Source organism: Rhizobium sp. CB3090 (assembly GCF_029714285.1).
Classification (GTDB): domain Bacteria; phylum Pseudomonadota; class Alphaproteobacteria; order Rhizobiales; family Rhizobiaceae; genus Rhizobium.
In genome coordinates this window covers 708937-728667 of the sequence record NZ_CP121662.1, presented here as the reverse complement: position 1 = coordinate 728667, position 19731 = coordinate 708937, and the positions used below count along the sequence as shown (strand labels likewise).

Genomic DNA, 19731 nt, shown 5'->3' with positions numbered 1-19731 from the left:
GCGGACGAAGTTCAGAGATGCCCTACTTCGCATCATCAATTTGGAGGGATTGTTCTGTAGAGTGCCCAGCGGCGGAGTAGCCTAACCTGGCGGTAGGTGGGCGTAATAACCGGAGACATGGGTAACACTTTCCGCGTCGAGCGAGAGGTGTTGATGTGGCGGAGAGAGATTTCGGTGATGGAGGAACGTCTTCGATTCGTCGACCATGTACTGGAGGGTGAAGGCGTGAGCGGCGAGTGCCGAAAGCTCATTATCTCGCGCAAGACCGGCTGCAAGATCGTCAATCATTCCAAGAGCGAGGGCTGGAGGCGCAGACGAATCGGTCGGAACAGCCGGTGCGTTCATGCCCTACGATCCGGGCCATATCGGTTTGAAGCGGAGGGCCCTGCAAACCATCGGCAATTCGTTGTCACCCATGCCTCAGGGACGAACCGTTACCTATGTCTTCGGTATGAGTTGATGGCGGAGAAGATGGGATTCGAACCCACGATACGCTTTTGACGTATACTCCCTTAGCAGGGGAGCGCCTTCGACCACTCGGCCACCTCTCCGGTGCGGCCCTGATACGGCCATTCATTTATCGACGCAAGCGCTTTTTCGCCTCCATGCACGTTCTCCCTGCATTCGGCGATATGCGCATCCTGCAGAGGGAACCCGAGAGCCGGCGTGCGGCTCCCTCTTAACTCAGCAACTGCTTAAGGTCCGCGGCCGAGTCGGCCAGGACAGCCTTTGCCGGGTTGGTGCCGGTTTCCAGCAGCTTCTTGCCGGTCACATAGGCCTTTGCGTCGTTGATGGCATCGACGGCGATGAAGCTGCCCTCTTTGAAATACCAGACCGAAGCCGACCCTTCACGGGTGCCGGCGCGCAGAAGGGTTTCGTCGTAGCCGTGGTTGAAGCCGGCGATCTGCAATTTCACGTCATATTGATCCGACCAGAACCATGGCTTCGGATCATAGGGTTCGTTGCCGCCGGCGATGATTCCGGCTGCGGCTTCGGCCTGGTCGACGGCGTTCTGTACCGATTCGAGACGGATGCGGCCGTCGCTCCAAGGCAATTCGGCGCAATCGCCCACGGCGAAGATCGAGGGATCGGAGGTGCGGGCAAACGAATCGACTATGATGCCGTTACCAACTTCCAGCCCTGCCTCCTTGGCCAACCGGTCATTCGGGGCAACGCCGATACCGACGATCACGAAATCGACGTCTATGGTGGAGCCATCGGACAGCTCGGCGGCGACGACATGGCCGTTCTTGCCTATCAACTGCTTGAGGCCGGTCTTTTCGCGAATGACGACATCATGTTTGCGGTGGATCGCCCGCATGATGTCGGCCGTCTCCTTGGCGGCGACGCGCTGCAGGATCCTGTCGGCCATTTCGATAAGCGTGACTTCGAGGCCGCGGTGGCGGGCAACCGCCGCGGCTTCGAGGCCGATATAACCGCCGCCGATGATGAGAACACGGCGGCCCGCGCGCATTTCGCTGGCAAGCTGGTCGGCATCGCGCTTGTCGCGGGCGAGATAGACGCCTTCGAGCGCGCCTCCGACGGAGGGCGGCAAGCGGCGCGGCGTGGCGCCGGTCGCCAGCGCCAGCACATCATAAGCCAGCGCCGAACCGTCCTGCATGACTACCTGCTTTGCCGCCCGGTCGATCTGCTCGACCCAGGTAGACAGACGAATCTCGACATTGTTCTCGGAATACCAATGCTCGGGGCGGAACAGCAGCCGGTCGAAGGCCATCTCGCCGAGAAGATATTTCTTGGTCAGCGGCGGCCGCTGATAGGGAAGGTTTTCCTCCGCGCCAATAATGGTGACCGGCCTCGAATCTCCAAGCGTCCGCAATTTGGCGGCAAACGCGAAACCGGCCTGTCCGGCCCCGACAATGACCAATCTGCCCGTCACGATTCTTACTCCATTATATGATTATAGCGGTCGTTATCCTGATATAGGGCGACGCTCTCATGGATTTCAGGGGTAACGCCTCCCCTTGCAAGCGTCAATCATAGCTGACCTTGCGCCAGAGATCGGGAGGAAATTAGGGCAAACGCTCAGGCCGATATCTCGACCCAGCGACGTTCATGGAACGATTGCGCCATCGCGTGCACCGATTTTTCGATGCGCAAGCCATCCGCGAAGCCTACGACGGACGCCATATCGCCGGAAATGGCACTGATCAGCTCCCGGCATTCGATGATCTTCAGATCGTTGAATCCGAGTCCATGGCCAGGAGCCGGGATGAACCGGTCATAGGGCCGGTGAGCCGGTGCGGCGAGAATCCTGCGGAAGCCCTGCTCGGTTTGCCTGCCATCCGCCTGATAGAGCTCGAATTCGTTCATGCGCTCCTGGTCATAGACGATCGAGCCTTTCGAGCCGAAGATCTGCAGCGCGATACGGCCCTTGCGGCCCCAGGCGGAGCGATTCGCCATCAGCACAGCGGAAATGCCACCACCGAGCCGCATCAGCACATTGGCGAGATCGTGATTCTCGACCGCGCGCCGCCCGCCGTCCTTCAGTGGACGTTCGGCATAGGGCTTCCCCATATCGGTGATAACAGCTTCGACATGGCCGAACAGGAACCAGAGCAGCGACAGCGGATGCACGGCGAAATCGTCGAGCGCGCCATAACCGCTCGCAAGCTCGCTTTTCCAATAAAAGAAGCCCTCCGGATCGGCCATGAAATCTTCATCCATTTCGACACGGACGTGGTTGACCTCGCCGATCGCGCCTTCGCCGATCAGCGCCTTGATATGCCGCATCACCGGGTTCTGGATATAATTGTAGCCAAGGATGGCGACCTTGCCGGAGGCTTTGGCGGCGCTCAACATGCGTTCGGCATCGGCATAAGCCGGCGCCATCGGCTTTTCGCACCAGACATGCTTGCCGGCTTCCAGCGCCGCGATCGCCATTTCCGGATGGAACTGATTGGGCGTGGTGACGGAGACGACATCGACTTCGGGATCGGCGATCAGCGCGCGCCAGTCGGCGGTCGCCTTTTCGAAACCGAATTCGTCGCCCCGCGCTTTCGCCAGGTCGGCATTGGCTTCCGCAAGATGCACAAGGCGCGGGCGCTCCACATCGCCGAACACGGTCTTGACCGCATTCCAAGCGAGCGCATGGCATTTGCCCATATAGCCGGTTCCGATCAATCCGACGCCAAGCGACTTCATATCCATTCCTCCATCAGCTTCCTCCTGAAGCCAGGGGCGATTTTTGGAATATTTGGACCGTTTTGACAAGCCGGCGCACCGATCGATTATGGCGTATCATCTATGAAATGATATTTATGGAAGTAAATTCATGCGCTTAAAAATAATCGTGCCGATTCATTCAAAATCCGTTATCGTGGGAAATATGGAATATTTGTTTCATCGACGGAGATACCGTCGAGAAGGGCGCAGGCATGGATAACGAAATCGAAACGCGAACCAAGGTGCCGCGAGATTTTGAAAGCCTCCGCAGCACCATTATCGAGCGTAAGAATTCCATGCCGAAACGTCTGGCGCAGGTTGCGGCTTTCGCACTTGGCAATCCGGATGAAATCGCCTTCGGCACCACGGCAAGCATCGCCACGGCAGCCGATGTCCAGCCTTCTACGCTGGTGCGTCTTGCCCATCATCTCGGATATGGCGGTTTCTCCGACCTGCAGAGCATTTTCCGCGAGCGGCTCCGCGACCGGACGCTGAGCTACGAAGAGCGGCTGATCACGCTCGAACAATCCGGCATCGAGGATGAAGAGGCCGGCATTCTCTCGGGCTTCCTTTCTGCCGCCAGTCAGTCGATCAACAAGCTTGCCGCGACCATCGAGACGGATACCTTTGCCAAGGCGGTCGATGTGCTTGCCGCGGCCGAGACGATCTATCTTATCGCCAAGCGCCGTTCATACCCGTTGACGGCGCACATGACTTACGCCTTTTCCAAACTGAACATCCGCCATCAGATCGTTGCTTCGCCGAACGGCATCGATGGCGAGCTTGCCCGCTTTGCCACGGAAAGGGACGCGGCGATTGCTGCGAGCTTCTCCCCTTACGCCGCCGACAGCCTGGCCCAGGCGCAGGATCTCGCCGGACGCAACGTGCCGGTCATCGCCATTACCGATTCGGCCTTTTCCCCGCTTACGGGCTGCGCCACCCATTGGTTCGAGGTGGCGGAGGCCGATTTTGCCGGCTTCCGCTCGCTGTCGGCATCCATGGCGCTGATCATGGCCTTCCCCGTCGCTATAGCCGAACGGCGGAGGAAAGAAGCGGTCGCAAAATTCCACAAATCCAAAATGGAATAAACATTCCGAATTGACAAAATTACGGAACCAATGTTTCATTACATCCATGAACGCGGCTGCAGGAGATGGCCGCAAGATCTACCAGAGCCCGGACGAAAACGAAGACGGACGGACCGGCACTTTCAATGACGCGTGACCCCATCGGAAACTGAAGAGTTATCGGGATCATGCCTGGACGGGAGGACATAATGGCACAAGACAATCCTGGCGCCCAGCCGGAGCCAATACTCGACGTGATCACCATCGGCCGCTCCTCCGTCGATCTTTACGGACAGCAGATCGGCTCGCGGCTGGAGGATATTGCATCCTTTGCCAAATCCGTCGGCGGCTGCCCCGCCAATATCGCTATCGGCACAGCGCGCCTCGGCTTGAAATCCGGCTTGATCACCCGCGTCGGCGACGAACAGATGGGCCGTTTCATCCGTGAACAGACGGCACGCGAAGGTGTGGCGACAGCAGGGATCGCCACCGACAAGGAAAGGCTGACGGCCCTGGTATTGCTTGCGGTCGAGGCCGAGGGCGTGTCGCCGATGATCTTCTATCGCTCCGACTGCGCCGACATGGCGCTCGACGAGGGTGACATCGATGAGAATTTCATCAAGTCCTCCCGCGCAGTCCTCGTCTCCGGCACGCATTTTTCCAAGCCGAATACGGAAGCAGCACAGCGCAAGGCGATCCGCATCGCCAAGGCGAACGGCCGCAAGGTGATCTTCGATGTCGATTACCGGCCGAATCTCTGGGGCCTCGCCGGCCACGCCGAGGGATTCGAACGTTATGTGAAGTCGGATCGTGTCTCCTCGAAGATGAAAGAGACGCTTCCGGATTGCGACCTGATCGTCGGCACCGAAGAGGAAATCATGATTGCCTCGGGCGCCGACGATGTGCTTGGCGCATTGAAGGAAATCCGCCGCCTTTCCTCGGCAACCATCGTCCTGAAGCGCGGCGCCATGGGCTGCATCGTTTATGATGGCCCGATCTCCGACGACCTCGAAGCCGGCATCGTCGGCCAGGGCTTTCCGATCGAAGTGTTCAACGTGCTTGGTGCCGGCGATGCCTTCATGTCCGGCTTCCTGCGCGGCTTCTTGCGTGACGAACCGCTGAAGACCTGCGCCACCTGGGCCAATGCCTGCGGCGCCTTTGCGGTCTCTCGCCTGCTCTGCTCGCCGGAATATCCGACCTGGGCCGAACTCGATTTCTTCCTGAAGACAGGCAGCGAACATCGGGCGCTGCGTAAGGACGAGGCGATCAACCACATTCATTGGGCGACGACACGCCGCGGTGACGAAATCCCGTTGCTGATGGCGCTCGCCATCGATCATCGCTCGCAGCTCGTCAGCGTTGCTGATGAACTGGGTATCGGCCACGACAGGATCATTGCCTTCAAACGGCTTGCGGTCGAGGCGGCGGCACGCGTTTCGGATGGGCGCGCCGGCTACGGCATGCTGATCGACGAGCGCTTCGGTCGCGACGCATTCTTCGACGCCGCCACAAAGAACTTCACCTGGATCGGCCGCCCCGTCGAATTGCCGGGATCGAAGCCGCTGAAATTCGAATTCAGCCAGGATATCGGCTCACAACTCGTTGAATGGCCGCTCAATCATTGCATCAAGTGCCTGTGCTTCTACCACCCCGACGATCCCGCGGAATTGAAGGCGGAGCAGCAGGAAAAGCTGCGCACTCTGTTCGAAGCCGCGCGCAAGGTTGGCCGCGAGCTGCTGGTCGAAATCATCGCCGGCAAGAACGGACCGTTGACCGACGATACGATCCCGACGGCAATGGAAGAACTCTACGCGCTCGGCATCAAGCCGGACTGGTGGAAGCTGGAACCGCAGGAATCGACCGCGGCCTGGAAAAAAATCGATGCCGTAATCGCCAAAAATGATCCATTGTGCAGGGGTATCGTGCTGCTTGGCCTGGAAGCGCCGGCTGAGGAATTGATCCGCAGCTTTGAAGCCACGCTCGCCGCGCCCTCCGTCAAGGGTTTCGCCGTCGGACGGACGATCTTTTCCGATGCGGCGCGCGCCTGGATGTCGGGCGGCATGAACGACGAGGAAGCGATAGCCGACATGGCCGGCCGCTTCCGGCAATTGACCCAGGCGTGGCTGAAAACCCGCGGCCTGGAATAGCTGGCGCATCGCTCCGAAACGTGGATACCGGTTTTCCGGTAAAGCGATGCGCAAACAATGGACTAAAATGCATTTGGGAGGCGCCCCATGGGCAAGACGATCCGATTGACGATGGCGCAGGCCGTCGCGCATTTCCTCAAAAAGCAGATGACCGTGATCGATGGCCAGAAACAGCCGATCTTCGGCGGGGTCTGGGCGATCTTCGGCCATGGCAACGTCGCCGGCATGGGGGAAGCGCTCTACCAGGTGCGCGAGGAATTGCCGACCTACCGCGCCCATAACGAACAGGGCATGGCGCATGCCGCCATTGCCTATGCGAAGACCAGCTTCCGCCAGCGCTTCATGGCCTGCACGACATCGATCGGTCCTGGCGCGCTGAATATGGTGACCGCCGCCGGCGTGGCGCATGTCAACCGCATCCCAGTGCTTTTCCTCCCCGGCGATGTCTTCGCCAACCGCGCTCCCGATCCGGTGTTGCAGCAGATCGAGGATTTCGGCGACGGCACGGTATCGGCCAACGATGCCTTCCGTCCTGTTTCACGCTATTTCGATCGCATCACCCGGCCCGAGCAGATCATCACGGCGCTGAAGCGCGCCATGCAGGTTCTGACCGATCCGCTCGATTGCGGTCCGGTGACATTGTCGCTTTGCCAGGATGTGCAGGCTGAGGCCTTCGACTATCCGGAGAGCTTCTTCGAGGAACGCGTCTGGACGCCGCGCCGCCCGCAGCCGGATGCGGATGAACTGGCAAACGCCATCGCGCTGATCCGCAGATCCGAAAAGCCCGTGATCGTCGCCGGCGGCGGCGTGCTTTATTCCCAGGCGACGAAGGAGCTTGCTGCTTTCGCGGAAGCACATGCCATTCCCGTCGTCGTGACACAGGCGGGTAAATCGGCGATCGACGAAACGCATCCGCTGGCGCTTGGCTCGGTCGGCGTCACCGGCACTTCGGCCGCAAACGCGATTGCCGAGGAAACCGATCTGGTTATCGCTGTCGGCACCCGCTGCCAGGATTTCACCACCGGTTCCTGGGCGCTGTTCAAGAACGAAAAGCTAACGATGATCGGCCTCAACATTGCGGCCTATGATGCGTCGAAGCACAGTGGTCACCCCCTAGTGACAGATGCCCGCGAAGGACTGAAAGCTTTGTCCGCCGGCCTTTCCGGCTGGAAAGCTCCGTCGGTGCTTGTCGAGAAGGCGACACAGGAAAAGAAGATCTGGCTGGAGGCTGCTGCCAAGGCGATGGCAACGACGAATACCGCCCTGCCCTCCGATGCCCAGGTGATCGGCGCCGTCACCCGCACGATCGGCGGCGAGAAAAGCATTGTGCTCTGCGCGGCCGGCGGCCTGCCGGGGGAGCTGCATAAGCTCTGGCCGGCGACCGCGCCCGGCAGCTATCACATGGAATACGGTTTCTCCTGCATGGGCTATGAGATCGCTGGCGGCCTTGGCGCGAAGATGGCGCGCCCGGACAAGGAAGTCGTCGTCATGGTCGGCGACGGCTCCTACATGATGCTGAATTCGGAGCTGGCGACTTCTGTGATGCTCGGCCTGAAACTCACCATCGTCCTCCTCGACAACAGAGGGTACGGCTGCATCAACCGGCTCCAGATGGCGACCGGCGGCGCGAACTTCAACAATCTGCTCAAGGATTCGCGGCACGAAATCATGCCGGAGATCGATTTCCGGGCGCATGCCGAGAGCATGGGCGCCGTTGCCGTCAAAGTTGCCTCTATCGCCGAGCTGGAACAGGCAATCGAAGCATCGAAAAAGAACGACCGCACCTCGGTCATCGTCATCGACACCGATCCGCTGATTACCACGGACGAAGGCGGGCACTGGTGGGATGTCGCCGTTCCCGAGGTCAGCCCGCGCGCCGAAGTCAACAAGGCCCGTGCCGGCTATGAAAAAGCCCGCGCCGCCCAGCGCATCGGCTAATCGATTTTCGCCATCTTTCTGGAGGAGCGGCCGCGCTCCTCCAACACTGCTTTTAAGGAGACTATTGATGAAGGCCAAACTCGGCATGTCGCCCATCGCCTGGTGGAACGACGATCTTCCGGAACTCAGCGACGACGTATCACTCGAGGAATGCCTGCGCCAGTCACGCGGCGCCGGCTTTACCGGTATGGAACAGGGCCGGCGTTTCCCCAGCAATCCCGATGAGATGCTGCCGATCCTGCGCGCCGCCGACGTGACGCTTTGCGGCGGCTGGTTCTCGGGCACGCTGGTCAATGAGGAGCTGGCCGCGAACAAGGATCGCATCGCTCCGATGATCGAGCTGTTCAAGGCGGTCAATGCGCCTTGCATCGTCTATGGCGAAGTCGGCCGTTCCATCCAGGGCGACCGCTCCAAGCCGCTCGCCACCAAGCCGCGTCTTTCGGATGAAGAGATGAAGTCCTACGCCCGCCGCGTCACCGAGTTTGGCGAATGGTGCGCCGAGCAGGGCATGCCGCTCTCCTACCATCATCACATGGCGGCCGTCGTCGAAACTGAGCCGGAACTCGACGCCTTCATGCGCAATTCCGGCGAAGGCATTCCGCTTCTCCTCGATGCGGGTCATCTGGCCTTTGCCGGCGGCGACGTGCTCCGCGCCATCGACAATCATCACGCCCGCATCAACCACGTTCACGTCAAGGACATCCGCAAGTCCGTTGTGGACGGGCTGGATCGCAGCCGGCAGTCCTTCCTCGACGCGGTGGCACTCGGCGCGTTCACAGTGCCGGGCGACGGCTCGCTCGATTTCGGCGCTATTGTCAAGCGTTTTGCGGATTACGGTTACGAAGGCTGGTTCGTCGTCGAGGCCGAACAGGACCCGCGCAAGGCTCCGCCGCAGAAGATGGCCGAGATCGGCCACGCCGAATTGATGCGCGTCATGACGGCAGCCGGTTATACGGTGGAAACCGAAGGCTTTCCCAAGGGGTAACGGAAGACGAGCGTCCCCTCGCCCCATCGAAGATTGGCGAGGGGGTTTTCCCAAGCAGCAGAGGAAAAACATCCATGCCAAATCTCAAGGTCAAACCTGATGGCTTCCACGGTCGCGTCACCCGTGTCACGCCCGAAAGCGCCGGATGGACCTATGTCGGCTTCGACCTTTACCGTTTGATGCCCGGCGAGACCGCTTCCGCCGAGACCGGCGACCGCGAAGTCTGCCTCGTCTGGGTCAGCGGCAAGGCGAGCGCCAAGGCGGGGGGCAAGGATTTCGGCTCCCTCGGCGGCCGCATGAGCCCATTCGAAGGCGCGCCGCACGCGCTTTATATTCCGGCCGGCTCCAACTGGTCCGTCGTTGCCGAGACCGATCTCGAACTGGCCGTCTGCTCGGCTCCGGGCGGTGGCTCCCATGAGGCGCGGGCCATTCCGCCGGGCACGCATCCGGCGCTGACGCGCGGCAAGGGCACCAACGTCCGCTATGTCAACAACATCATGCCGGAAGATGACGGTGCGGCGCACTCCCTCCTGGTGGTCGAAGTCATCACGCCGGGCGGCCATACCTCGTCTTATCCGCCGCACAAACACGATCAGGACAATTTGCCGAACGAAAGCTTCCTCGAGGAGACCTATTATCACCGTCTCAACCCGCCGCAGGGCTTCGGCTTCCAGCGGGTCTATACCGATGATCGCTCGCTGGATGAAGTCATGGTGCTGGAGGATGGCGATGTGACGCTGGTGCCGAAAGGATATCACCCCTGCGCCGCCTGCCATGGCTACGATCTCTATTATCTCAACGTCATGGCCGGTCCGAAACGCGTCTGGAAGTTCCACAATGCGCCGGAACATGAGTGGCTTCTGAAGGCATAAACTCCCAAGAGCATGGCAAGGCCGCGCCTCGAAGGCGCGGCCTTTATGCTTATGCCGGTAGCAGACCGTATCGCCAGCCGCGGTCCCTGGCATTGCGCGACAACACCAAGCAGGCGAGCAGGAGCATCCCCGTCTCGGCGAAGACAGGCACCATCCAGATCCCGGTTTCGCCGAAGATGAAGGGCAGCAGGAACGTCAGCGGCAGCGTGAAGAGATAGGGCCGTGCCAGGCCGAAAATCGCACCCCGCTTGGCATCGCCGATCGACTGGAAATAGGACGACAGCACGATCATCTGCCCGAAGAGGAAATAGGCGCCGACCGTCCAGGGCAATATCCGCCCCACCTCCCCGATGATGACGGAATTGCCGACAAACAGGGCACCAAGCCTGCCCGCCAGCATTTCGACGGCCAGTTCCACCACGCTGCAATAAATCAGCGCCGACACCATGGCGATCTGCAGGCTCCGGCCGACGCGGGCGGAAAGTGAGGCGCCGTGATTGTGCCCGGATATCGTCTGCAGGGCGATACTGAGACCGAGGAGCGGCAGATAGGCGAAGGTCATCACCCGGGTGATGATTCCGTAAGCGCCCACCGTCGCGACATAGTCTCCCTCGTGCCAAATCGCCAGGTTGAAGAGGATTGCCGCAGAACTCAGGGATATGCCGATGAAGCCGAGGCTCATCGGCGCACCGAAGGCGACGATCCCACGCCATTCGGCAATCGGAAATGACAGCGACGGCCTCAATGCGCCCGGCTGTCGCCACCGGTAGAGCAGAATGATCGCCAGGCAAATGAATTGCGCCGCGATCGAACCGGCGGCCGAACCGATGACACCCCAATGCATCACTGCCATCAGCAGCCAGTTGGCGAAAATATTGAGCAGGGTCGAGGCAAGCGTCACCAGCGTCATGAAGCCGATCTTGCCCTCGCAACGCAGAGCATCGATGTGCACGGACAGCAGGAAACTCACCGGAGCAAAGCCGACCATGATGCCCATGAAAGCGCCGGCATTGGCGGCGACCGCGGCATTGCCAGCAGCACCTGCCGCGATCACTTGCCGCCCGGCCATCCAATAGAGCGCATTGATTATGATCACCACTGCTAAGGCCAAGCCATGGGCGGCGCTGAAAACCTGCCTCGCCCCCGTTCGATCTCCCGCCCCCAAACGGCGCGCCAGGATGCTCGCCATGCCGTTGGAAACCAGCGATTGCAGCGCGATCAACAACATCAACGCCGGAAAGATGAGGCTGACCGCCGAGAGCGCGTCGGCACCCACGAAGACGCCGAGGAAATAAGCGTCGACGACGGCAAACAGGCCGTTGATGGTTGTGATCATGATGATCGGCGCGGCCGTGCGGGCAAAGATGCCCGGCAGCCAACCGCTCAGGAAGATGTTGTTTTCGGAATAATTCGTCATAGCGAAATCCATGCAGCATCGCGCGCCGCCGAAGGACGGCTGCGATCGATTGATGAAAGGATGAATGGTTAGATGTCCAGCACCAGATGCGGCACGCCATCCGAGGTCTTGCGCGGCGAGATGCCGTTGGCATCGATCTGGGCGTTGATGCGCTGCCGGAAGGCCGAGAAGCTCTCGAAGGTAACGACATCCACCGGAGCGTCGAAATGGATGGTGATCCTGTGAAGCCCGCCAGACTGTTCGGAGAGTGCCAGAACCTTGCCGGTGAAGGGCTGGTTCAGATAGCGGCCGCGAACCGCTGTTCCGACGGCAACCGGCGCGCTGGGCACCGCGTTCGGTTTTGCGGCAAGTGCCGATAGCGTGTTCCAGTCGCGAAGTCCATATTGCTTGGCAACCAGCTCAAGGGCAGCACTGTGGGTAATGTCGCCACCGCGCTCGGCGATGGCCTGACGCAGACGTTTGGCCTGCGCTTTCAATTCATCGATGGACGGATAGATCGTCGTCACGGAGTCAGCCTCTCGGAAGGCATGCGTTTACGACTGCAGATCGGAGCTCGCATTACCGCCAGTCAGCATGCGCCAGATGGCTGTGACCATATTCGCGAGGCTTCACCATGGATTTCCACCCGCGAGCGGCCGGTGCCTCGAACCGGATTTTCGTATGATCGAAGCCACTACCGATGTCAAGATGAAGCATTATTATAGACGGTGCTGCGCAGTTAAGAGGGAGGAGGTATTCGCCCCTTCCCACCTTTTCAAGTTTTTCAGGCGACGAGATGACGCCCGATCTGATCGACGGGGAAATTCGTCAGGTCCTTGGCGACTTCGGCGACGATAACCGCCTGCGAATGAGCCCCGAGACATGGGCGCAGGAGGCCGAGCGCGCGCGGCGGCGCGACGAGGACGAGGCGGTTGATGCCTTTCTGCTGCACGAGCGCATCGACCTTTGTCGCGACGCTTTTCAAAAATTCGGCCGCCGCCTGCTCATGCCATTCCGTTTCCTCCACGGCGCTGGCTCCGAATCCTTCGGCCTGGTGCGTGCGTCCCGGCTTGTCCGCGCCGAGTTCCCGATCCGGTGCATGCGGCTGCTCCATGATTTCGCACGTTCGCAAATCCGGATGCGGGCCGCTATCCGAACTCTTCAGGATCAGCGCCTTGGCGCCGTCGCAAACGACAACCCATGTTCCTCGGGAAATTCTGATATCAACCATCATCCCTGTCCTCACGCTTTATGAAACGGCCAAAAAACCGCCAACGAAAAGGAACGTCTCATGACGCGAAGGGTTCAAAACTACCTATCGGGGGATGCGATATAGCCCGACAGGCTGAAAAACCGCCTAATCGTTAAAATTCGATTGGCTCGATTGACGCTTAGGCAAAACCTCCGTGCAAGGTTGATGCGATAACCGAGATGAATTCGGTAGCCTCCAACCGGGGAATGACAATGCTTCGCGCAACGCATCTGGCGAAAGTCAAATCCGAAGTCTACGAACGGAAGTGGGAACGGTTCTTCGTTCAGCGGCCGGCCCGTATTATTGCCGTACGCCCATGCCTGACAGGCATCTCAAGCCGCAGTGCTGAGATCATCGACATTTCACAAGGCGGCGCCAGCTTCATCGTCGGCACGACCGTTGGCCTTCCGAAACACTATTATTTGAACATACTAGGTCTCGCCTATCGCATCGGCTGCGCCGAGATCAGCCGCATGGGCAACCGCGTCAATGTTCGCTTCATCAACCTGATCGAGCCGGAAACATTGAGACGCGTCGTGCGCGCCGATTTCATGATCGGCAATGTCGAAGCGATGGCGGCCCGAGGCAAGCGGCAATAGGCGTCGGCATCAGGCTTTTTCCACCCTTGCAACGGCTCGCCAAGCGCCTATTGTGCTGCGCCTTGCAACCGAATTCGGGAAAACGAGCCAGAATGTCCGCCTTTTCGCGCTTCACCCCGCTGATCAGCGCCCTCCCCTCCACTGTGCCCTTCGTTGGCCCGGAAGCCCTCGAACGCCAGCGCGGCCTGACCGTCCAAGCGCGTATCGGCGCCAATGAAAACGGCTTCGGCCCCGCTCCCTCCGTCATCGAGACCATGCGCGAGCAGGCAGGTGATATCTGGAAATACAATGATCCGGAAAATTTCGCCTTAAAGGGAGCGCTCGCTGCGCATCTCGGCGTCAAGCCCGCGAACATTGCGGTCGGCGAAGGCATCGACAGCCTGCTCGGCCTCATCGTGCGCATGGTGGTCGAACCGGGAGCACCCGTCGTCACGTCGCTCGGCGGCTATCCGACCTTCAATTTCCATGTGGCCGGCTTTGGCGGTCGGCTGGAAACGGTGCCCTATGTCGACGATCGTGAGGATCTCGACGGGCTACTGGAGGCGGTAAAGCGCGAAAACGCGCCTCTTGTCTATTTCGCCAACCCCGACAACCCGATGGGAAGCTGGTGGGATTCCGAGAAGATCGTCGCCTTCGCCCGCGCACTGCCGGAAAGCTGCCTGCTCGTCCTCGACGAAGCCTATAGCGAAACCGGCCCCGCCGACTCCTTGCCCGATATTTCCGCATTGATCGATCTGCCGAATGTGCTGCGCACCCGCACCTTCTCCAAGGCTTACGGCCTTGCCGGCGCACGTGTCGGCTATGCCATCGGCGTGCCGGAGACGGTGCTGGCTTTCGACAAGATCCGCAATCACTTCGGCATGAACCGGTTGGCGACGGCGGCCGCGCTTGCGGCGCTGAAGGATCAGGCCTATCTCGCCGAAGTCGTGGGCAAAATCCACGCCGCGAGGGACCATATCGGCACGATTGCCCGCAACAACGGGCTTTTACCGCTCGCCTCTGCCACCAATTTCGTTGCCGTCGATTGCGGCCGCGACGGGGCCTATGCGCGCGCCATCGTCGATGGGCTGATCCAGCACGGTGTCTTCATCCGAATGCCGGGCGTTGCGCCGCTCAATCGCTGCATTCGCATCAGCGTCGGGCCAAAGCGCGATCTCGACCTTCTGGCGGAAGCGCTACCGAAGGTGTTGAAAGCGATCGGCTGACACAAACATAGAAAAACCGCGCCGGCCTTGTTTCCGGCCGGTCGCGGTTTTTCTGACAGTGGCAGCGCGCCTCTCCGCCCGCTACCGGTCCCCTCTTTCGAGGCTGTTTGTCGTATTCCTTGTGACGCGCTTCAGTGCGTGGTCATCCACTCGCGGGCGGCGCGGAGCGCTGTGGCGAGCTCCATCTTGGTCAGCGAGGCTGCGACGTCGGCGCGGAGCTCGGCGGCGCGGTCGCTGCCCTTGATGGCGGCGATATTCAACCATTTGTGGGCGGTAACGAGGTCTGCCTTGCAGCCCCTGCCGGTTGCATGGATTATGCCCAATTCGCAAAGGGCTTCAGCGCTGTTGCCACCCATCATGGCCATTTCGGATGTCGGTATTTCGAAGCGTGCCATCGGTTCAATCCCTGTTTTAGTCTATTCGTTATCGGCCCTGTTTTTCCTTCCGGATCTTGCCGTCTATCGCGGCTTGATGATCCTTCCGGTCGGCGGGTTTGCCCCGCTCGTTTGATGGCTTCACTATCGCAGACGGCTTTCAAAAAACGGCTAAAATGCATGCTTAATTCGATGCAAACAAAGTACAAATGCTTGGTAAACTTGGCATTTTGTTAAACATCGCTTCCCTTGCAAATTAAGGATTTTTGAGCGAGCTTTACGCCTCGTTAAGGTTTGGATCTAAACCCTTCGTTCACCATGAAAACAGCCGCTGAAACAAGGTTCGCTATTTTTTTATGCGATCGGAAGGGCTGACCGGCAGGAAAATCGCGCCGGAAAGTCTATTTGCCTTTCCGTCCGTATTGGATAACTTCGCCATGTCCGGGCTGTGGGGCCGAAGGACATTCGGGAGGAAAGACTATGATTCGCGCCACCATTCTCACCGCAGCACTGCTCTTTAGCGCGGGCGTGGCTCTAGCCGACGAGCCGATCGTCGGCAATTGGAAGACGGTGGAAGGTGATACCGCCGCCATCACGCCTTGCGCCGACAGCTACTGCGTGACGCTGAAGACCGGCAAATATGCCGGCCGCCAGATCGGCAAGATGCAGGGCAAGGACGGAGCCTACACCGGCGAACTTACGGATCCAGAGGAGAACAAGACCTATAGCGGCTCCGGCACTGTCAGCGGTAAAACCGTGAAGATGCAGGGCTGCGTTCTCAAGATCTTCTGCAAGTCGCAAACCTGGACGAAGCTTTAAAAAATACTTTGCCGGGCGAACGCGGGGGCCGATCAATACGTGCTTCGCCCGGGAAAGACCTTTGGTCCAAGGTCATCAACCCGGTAATATTTCTGAACACTGGATGAACCAGTGTCTCAGCACCTGTTCAGCCTGACCATGGCAAAACAGTGTCCAGGATAGGGCACGGGCAGGGCCAGGACAATGAACACGATCATCATGGCGCGGCGTTTCGGCATCATCATGCTATTTGCCGCCATCTTTGCGATCACTTTTTCGGTGGCGGTCGAACATACCGGCCGCAGCGGTGCGCAATCGCATTTCGGCGCAAGCTTCACCTGCCTGCAGACAGGCAGCCCCTATTGCACGACGGTACAATAGGACCGACTTCGCCGGTTTCGGGAACCGAACTGCCAAGCGCTATAAAAATAGCTGCGAGAATCGGAGACCGCGCCTTGTAACGTCGTTTGCTTGTTAAAGACGGCACTCTATAATAGCGCATGAGCAACCGAATCTCTCCTTTTTCACCCCTCGATATTTCCTCACCCAGTCCGTTTCAGCCGCGGAGCTTCGACGATCCTGCCAAGGCGGTCGAAGCTCTGACCGAGCTTTACGAGCGCAACACCGCTTTCCTGATCGACAGCTTCACCAAGCTCGCCAAGGGTGCGCCGGTCCGGGCGCGTTACCGCGCCTTCTACCCGCAGGTCAGCATCGAGACGACAAGCTTCGGCCATGTCGATTCGCGTCTTTCCTACGGCCATGTCACGGCGCCTGGCGTCTACACGACCACTGTCACCCGTCCGCAGCTTTTCCGGCATTATCTGAAAGAACAACTGACGCTGTTGATGCGCAGCCATAACGTGCCGGTGGTGGTGTCGGAATCGACGACGCCGATCCCGCTGCATTTCGCCTTCGGCGAAGGCGCGCATGTGGAAGCGTCTGCCACCGCTTTCGACGATATCCCACTGCGCGATCTCTTCGATACGCCGGACCTGAACACCACCGACGACGAAATCGCCAACGGCGAATATATCCCACCGCCCGGCGAGCCGTCGCCGCTGGCGGCATTTACAGCGCAGCGCATCGACTATTCCCTCGCCCGCCTCGCCCACTACACTGCGACCAGTGCGAACCATTTCCAGAACTTCGTGCTCTTCACGAACTACCAGTTCTATATCGACGAATTCTGCAACTGGGCGCGAGACCTGATGGCCAAGGGCGGCGACGGCTACACCGCTTTCGTCGAACCGGGCAATATCATCACGCCGGCGGGTGCCAGCAATCCGGAGGGGAACACGACCCCGCCCCGGCTGCCGCAGATGCCAGCCTACCATGTGAAAAAGAAGGGCCATGCCGGCATCACCATGATCAATATCGGCGTGGGTCCTTCCAACGCCAAGACGATCACCGACCATGTCGCCGTGCTCCGCCCGCATGCCTGGCTGATGCTCGGCCATTGCGCTGGCCTGCGCAACAGCCAGCGGCTCGGCGACTATGTGCTGGCCCATGCCTATATGCGCGAGGATCACGTTCTCGACGACGATCTGCCGGTGTGGGTGCCGATCCCGGCGCTCGCCGAAGTGCAGGTGGCGCTGGAAGCAGCCGTTGCCGAAATTACCGGCTATGAGGGCTTCGAGCTGAAGCGCATCATGCGCACGGGTACGGTCGGCACGATCGACAATCGCAACTGGGAACTGCGCGATCAGGCAGGGCCGGTCAAGCGCCTGTCGCAGGCTCGCGCTGTGGCGCTGGACATGGAGTCGGCGACGATCGCCGCCAACGGTTTCCGTTTCCGCGTTCCCTACGGCACGCTGCTCTGCGTCTCCGACAAGCCGCTACATGGCGAACTGAAACTCCCGGGTATGGCGACTGCCTTCTACCGGACGCAGGTGAACCAGCATTTGCAGATCGGTATCCGCGCCATCCAGAAACTCGCCGCGATGCCGCCGGAAACGCTGCATTCACGCAAGCTGCGCAGTTTCTTCGAAACGGCATTTCAATAGAAATAAGGGGCTTCGCTCGCCCCTTAACTGAAGTGTGAAATACGCCCTGTCGCAAAATGCCTGTTGCGAAACTCCGACTTTTACGAGGGGTTTTGCAACAGGAATTTGCCAAAGAGTTCAGCGGCGCGGCTTATGCAGCAACTGCGATCGGAGTAGCGGCCTCATCCGAGACCAGACGTCGCGGAAAATCGCAATTGCACTCTCGTCCGGCTCTCGATCTTTGGTCAGCCAGACGGAGCGGATGGTTTTTGCGCCGGCGCTGTCTGGCACCTTAAGGCTGAGCTGAGGGTCGCTTGCGCCAATACATGGAATGAACCAAGCCGGCATCAACGGCCGTGCAGAGAATTCCGTTTGGCCGCGGGTGATCAGCATGGCGAAGGCAACATCCTCGCTGGGATGCCAGGGAAAGATCATCCGACCGCCTGGGCGCAGGGATTCCAGCCAATGCACGGGCGGGGCTACTACGCCGGCATTCACGTAGATGAGGTCGGATGGCGGCAGCTGGAGCGCGGTGGCATCACCGGATGTAACCGAAACATCTTCGAAGGGCGCGAGGTTCTCGCGCGCCCGCTCAGCAAGGCGCTCATCGATTTCAAAGGCATGCACGCGGCCATTCGGAAGCGTCAGCATGGAGAGGATCGCGGTGTAGTAGCCGGTACCAGCTCCGATATGGGTCACCACTTCCCCACCCTGCGGATTGACGCTGCCAAGCCAAGCCGCATGCAACATAGGCTCGCCATTGTTGATGCCCTTCGTCCGGTCCAACGTTTTGATTGACATGCACGGGATTGTTGCTCGGTGTTTCAATGTAGCGATGCCGATACGACTTCTTCCAGGGATGGACGGCGATATGCCAGGGACCGGGGCCAAGGAAGGCTTCGCGGGGTACAAGCTCAATATGCGTTCGAACCGCTCATCCGGCGAGCCCGTGGCCACTGCCATCATCTGCGCGTGAAACCGACGGACTTCTTCCAGCACGACACCCGATTTCCTCACCATTGAGCATCTCTCCTTCGTGTTCCTAAAACCACCAGGCCAGGCGAGCGCGCAGGATGCTTCACAAAGACAATTCCGGCAAGGAAAACCGCCTGACATTTTATGCCGCAAGCGGATGAGGCACCAATCGACACCTCGGATTCCGCATTTCAGTTAGGACCTTATTCTTTTATCTTCGGCATTGCTTCTATTTGAGCGACAGCCGCTACTTGCGGCCGATCGATCGCCGAAGCTGCCATCCAATCCAGGCAGAGGATCAGAACCGCAAAAGCGGCAAAGCCGATCATGGTGCGAAGAACGACCTTGCCGAGATCGGGCGCCTCCATCAAATCCCTCTCCGACAACGTCTTCCTGCACCAGTAATTCACCAACGCTGTTTCCAAGGTGTGCATGTCCGTCTCTCCTTTGGTGATGACGGAACTTGTCGAGCGGCCCTACCCTTTTTCGACAGCGAAGAATTTTTTTGTCATGGTGCCGGTCGGGATGTCGATTTCCTTGCGGACCGCTCGTCTATGACTGTCAGCAAACGGGAATGGAGAGGCGCTGCGATGAAATATCTTTGTCAGGTCTGGTTCGACGGCACGAAGCTCGATGCCATGACGAAAGAGGAAAAGCACAGGCTCGATTCGGATTCGCTCGGCTATGACCGCGATCTGATGGCAAGCGGCCACATGATCCATGCCGAAGCGCTGCAATCGCCAAGCTCGGCCGTGACGGTGCGGGTCCGCAACGGCGAGACGTCGGTGACGGATGGACCCTTCATTGAAACCAAGGAATATCTCGGCGGCTTCATCCTGATCGAAGCCAAGGACCTGAACGACGCGATCCGGGTTGCAGCGGGCATTCCGCTCGCCAAGCTCGGCAGCATCGAGGTACGGCCGATCTATTCCTTCGGTCCCGAAGCATAAGGAGGCGA

20 protein-coding genes and 1 tRNA gene are annotated in these 19731 nt (G+C 59.7%); 11 read left to right on the top strand and 10 right to left on the bottom strand.

The genetic code is table 11. The features are described from left to right. Positions 1–81: 81 nt before the first annotated feature. The 4 genes from QA646_RS03570 to QA646_RS03555 all read right to left on the bottom strand — a co-directional run bounded on the left by QA646_RS03570 (position 82) and on the right by QA646_RS03555 (position 3162). Entirely contained in the window at positions 82–345 is a 264-nt protein-coding gene (locus QA646_RS03570; protein WP_283057650.1) for a hypothetical protein, read from the bottom strand. Between the two features lie 115 nt (positions 346–460). Beyond that, positions 461–551: transfer RNA gene (locus QA646_RS03565), tRNA-Ser, on the bottom strand. A gap of 128 nt (positions 552–679) precedes the next feature. Then, positions 680–1897: an FAD-dependent oxidoreductase gene (locus tag QA646_RS03560; protein WP_283057648.1), complete on the bottom strand. Its 1218-nt coding sequence runs from the start codon at positions 1895–1897 to the stop codon at positions 680–682. A 146-nt stretch (positions 1898–2043) separates the two neighbouring features. Then, a complete protein-coding gene (locus QA646_RS03555) occupies positions 2044–3162 on the bottom strand; it encodes a Gfo/Idh/MocA family oxidoreductase (protein ID WP_283057647.1) in 1119 nt (372 codons plus the stop codon). Between the two features lie 233 nt (positions 3163–3395). Between QA646_RS03555 and QA646_RS03550 the strand changes: the two genes are divergently transcribed. The 5 genes from QA646_RS03550 (at position 3396) to iolB (ending at position 10192) form a co-directional block, all read left to right on the top strand. After that, on the top strand, positions 3396–4271 hold the full coding sequence (locus QA646_RS03550; RefSeq protein WP_283057646.1) for a MurR/RpiR family transcriptional regulator: 876 nt from the start codon (positions 3396–3398) through the stop codon (positions 4269–4271). A gap of 188 nt (positions 4272–4459) precedes the next feature. Then, positions 4460–6397, top strand: coding sequence for a 5-dehydro-2-deoxygluconokinase (iolC, locus tag QA646_RS03545; protein WP_283057645.1), 1938 nt, complete (start codon positions 4460–4462; stop codon positions 6395–6397). Positions 6398–6484: 87 nt separating this feature from the next. After that, a complete protein-coding gene (gene iolD, locus QA646_RS03540; RefSeq protein WP_283057644.1) occupies positions 6485–8335 on the top strand; it encodes a 3D-(3,5/4)-trihydroxycyclohexane-1,2-dione acylhydrolase (decyclizing) in 1851 nt (616 codons plus the stop codon). Positions 8336–8402: 67 nt separating this feature from the next. Then, the gene (gene iolE, locus QA646_RS03535; RefSeq protein ID WP_283057643.1) at positions 8403–9320 is read left to right on the top strand and encodes a myo-inosose-2 dehydratase; all 918 of its coding nucleotides are present in this window, start codon (positions 8403–8405) and stop codon (positions 9318–9320) included. 74 nt (positions 9321–9394) lie between these two features. After that, on the top strand, positions 9395–10192 hold the full coding sequence (gene iolB / locus QA646_RS03530; RefSeq protein WP_283057642.1) for a 5-deoxy-glucuronate isomerase: 798 nt from the start codon (positions 9395–9397) through the stop codon (positions 10190–10192). A 49-nt stretch (positions 10193–10241) separates the two neighbouring features. Here the strand turns inward: iolB and QA646_RS03525 are convergent, their stop codons facing one another. The 3 genes from QA646_RS03525 to QA646_RS03515 form a co-directional block, all read right to left on the bottom strand. Beyond that, positions 10242–11609 (bottom strand): MATE family efflux transporter, encoded by a 1368-nt coding sequence (locus tag QA646_RS03525; protein WP_283057641.1) that lies wholly within the window; start codon positions 11607–11609, stop codon positions 10242–10244. 68 nt (positions 11610–11677) lie between these two features. After that, entirely contained in the window at positions 11678–12115 is a 438-nt protein-coding gene (locus tag QA646_RS03520) for a glyoxalase superfamily protein (RefSeq protein ID WP_283057639.1), read from the bottom strand. A 257-nt stretch (positions 12116–12372) separates the two neighbouring features. After that, a complete protein-coding gene (locus QA646_RS03515; protein WP_283057638.1) occupies positions 12373–12819 on the bottom strand; it encodes a host attachment family protein in 447 nt (148 codons plus the stop codon). Between the two features lie 227 nt (positions 12820–13046). Between QA646_RS03515 and QA646_RS03510 the strand changes: the two genes are divergently transcribed. Both QA646_RS03510 and QA646_RS03505 read left to right on the top strand, forming a co-directional pair. Next, positions 13047–13439, top strand: a complete 393-nt coding sequence (locus QA646_RS03510; RefSeq protein ID WP_283058959.1) for a PilZ domain-containing protein — start codon at positions 13047–13049, stop codon at positions 13437–13439. 92 nt (positions 13440–13531) lie between these two features. Beyond that, positions 13532–14644: a pyridoxal phosphate-dependent aminotransferase gene (locus QA646_RS03505; protein WP_283057636.1), complete on the top strand. Its 1113-nt coding sequence runs from the start codon at positions 13532–13534 to the stop codon at positions 14642–14644. Between the two features lie 131 nt (positions 14645–14775). On the opposite strand, the gene QA646_RS03500 is transcribed toward QA646_RS03505, so the two are convergent. Continuing rightward, on the bottom strand, positions 14776–15039 hold the full coding sequence (locus QA646_RS03500) for a sel1 repeat family protein (protein WP_283057634.1): 264 nt from the start codon (positions 15037–15039) through the stop codon (positions 14776–14778). Between the two features lie 459 nt (positions 15040–15498). Here QA646_RS03500 and QA646_RS03495 point away from each other — a divergent pair, with 459 nt between their 5' ends. The 3 genes from QA646_RS03495 (at position 15499) to QA646_RS03485 (ending at position 17819) form a co-directional block, all read left to right on the top strand. Next, positions 15499–15837 carry a DUF2147 domain-containing protein gene (locus tag QA646_RS03495; RefSeq protein WP_283057633.1) on the top strand — a complete coding sequence of 113 codons (339 nt, stop codon included), beginning with the start codon at positions 15499–15501 and terminating at the stop codon, positions 15835–15837. Positions 15838–16020: 183 nt separating this feature from the next. Continuing rightward, on the top strand, positions 16021–16197 hold the full coding sequence (locus tag QA646_RS03490; protein WP_181316024.1) for a hypothetical protein: 177 nt from the start codon (positions 16021–16023) through the stop codon (positions 16195–16197). Positions 16198–16316: 119 nt separating this feature from the next. Beyond that, the gene (locus QA646_RS03485; protein ID WP_283057631.1) at positions 16317–17819 is read left to right on the top strand and encodes an AMP nucleosidase; all 1503 of its coding nucleotides are present in this window, start codon (positions 16317–16319) and stop codon (positions 17817–17819) included. Positions 17820–17936: 117 nt separating this feature from the next. Here QA646_RS03485 and QA646_RS03480 read toward each other — a convergent pair whose 3' ends face one another. After that, entirely contained in the window at positions 17937–18599 is a 663-nt protein-coding gene (locus tag QA646_RS03480; RefSeq protein WP_349254255.1) for a methyltransferase domain-containing protein, read from the bottom strand. A 377-nt stretch (positions 18600–18976) separates the two neighbouring features. Further along, a complete protein-coding gene (locus QA646_RS03475; RefSeq protein WP_283057630.1) occupies positions 18977–19207 on the bottom strand; it encodes a hypothetical protein in 231 nt (76 codons plus the stop codon). A 156-nt stretch (positions 19208–19363) separates the two neighbouring features. On the opposite strand from QA646_RS03475, the gene QA646_RS03470 reads away from it, so the two are divergent. Continuing rightward, positions 19364–19723 carry a YciI family protein gene (locus QA646_RS03470; protein ID WP_283057629.1) on the top strand — a complete coding sequence of 120 codons (360 nt, stop codon included), beginning with the start codon at positions 19364–19366 and terminating at the stop codon, positions 19721–19723. Positions 19724–19731: the final 8 nt, after the last annotated feature.

What these genes read in the sequence shown, in the direction of transcription:
- QA646_RS03570 (WP_283057650.1), bottom strand. Translation starts at nt 345, where the DNA reads ATGAACGCACCGGCTGTTCCGACCGATTCGTCTGCGCCTCCAGCCCTC.
- QA646_RS03555 (WP_283057647.1), bottom strand. Translation starts at nt 3,162, where the DNA reads ATGAAGTCGCTTGGCGTCGGATTGATCGGAACCGGCTATATGGGCAAA.
- QA646_RS03550 (WP_283057646.1), top strand. Translation starts at nt 3,396, where the DNA reads ATGGATAACGAAATCGAAACGCGAACCAAGGTGCCGCGAGATTTTGAA.
- iolC (WP_283057645.1), top strand. Translation starts at nt 4,460, where the DNA reads ATGGCACAAGACAATCCTGGCGCCCAGCCGGAGCCAATACTCGACGTG.
- iolD (WP_283057644.1), top strand. Translation starts at nt 6,485, where the DNA reads ATGGGCAAGACGATCCGATTGACGATGGCGCAGGCCGTCGCGCATTTC.
- iolE (WP_283057643.1), top strand. Translation starts at nt 8,403, where the DNA reads ATGAAGGCCAAACTCGGCATGTCGCCCATCGCCTGGTGGAACGACGAT.
- iolB (WP_283057642.1), top strand. Translation starts at nt 9,395, where the DNA reads ATGCCAAATCTCAAGGTCAAACCTGATGGCTTCCACGGTCGCGTCACC.
- QA646_RS03525 (WP_283057641.1), bottom strand. Translation starts at nt 11,609, where the DNA reads ATGACGAATTATTCCGAAAACAACATCTTCCTGAGCGGTTGGCTGCCG.
- QA646_RS03515 (WP_283057638.1), bottom strand. Translation starts at nt 12,819, where the DNA reads ATGGTTGATATCAGAATTTCCCGAGGAACATGGGTTGTCGTTTGCGAC.
- QA646_RS03510 (WP_283058959.1), top strand. Translation starts at nt 13,047, where the DNA reads ATGACAATGCTTCGCGCAACGCATCTGGCGAAAGTCAAATCCGAAGTC.
- QA646_RS03505 (WP_283057636.1), top strand. Translation starts at nt 13,532, where the DNA reads ATGTCCGCCTTTTCGCGCTTCACCCCGCTGATCAGCGCCCTCCCCTCC.
- QA646_RS03500 (WP_283057634.1), bottom strand. Translation starts at nt 15,039, where the DNA reads ATGGCACGCTTCGAAATACCGACATCCGAAATGGCCATGATGGGTGGC.
- QA646_RS03495 (WP_283057633.1), top strand. Translation starts at nt 15,499, where the DNA reads ATGATTCGCGCCACCATTCTCACCGCAGCACTGCTCTTTAGCGCGGGC.
- QA646_RS03490 (WP_181316024.1), top strand. Translation starts at nt 16,021, where the DNA reads ATGAACACGATCATCATGGCGCGGCGTTTCGGCATCATCATGCTATTT.
- QA646_RS03485 (WP_283057631.1), top strand. Translation starts at nt 16,317, where the DNA reads ATGAGCAACCGAATCTCTCCTTTTTCACCCCTCGATATTTCCTCACCC.
- QA646_RS03480 (WP_349254255.1), bottom strand. Translation starts at nt 18,599, where the DNA reads ATGTCAATCAAAACGTTGGACCGGACGAAGGGCATCAACAATGGCGAG.
- QA646_RS03475 (WP_283057630.1), bottom strand. Translation starts at nt 19,207, where the DNA reads ATGCACACCTTGGAAACAGCGTTGGTGAATTACTGGTGCAGGAAGACG.
- QA646_RS03470 (WP_283057629.1), top strand. Translation starts at nt 19,364, where the DNA reads ATGAAATATCTTTGTCAGGTCTGGTTCGACGGCACGAAGCTCGATGCC.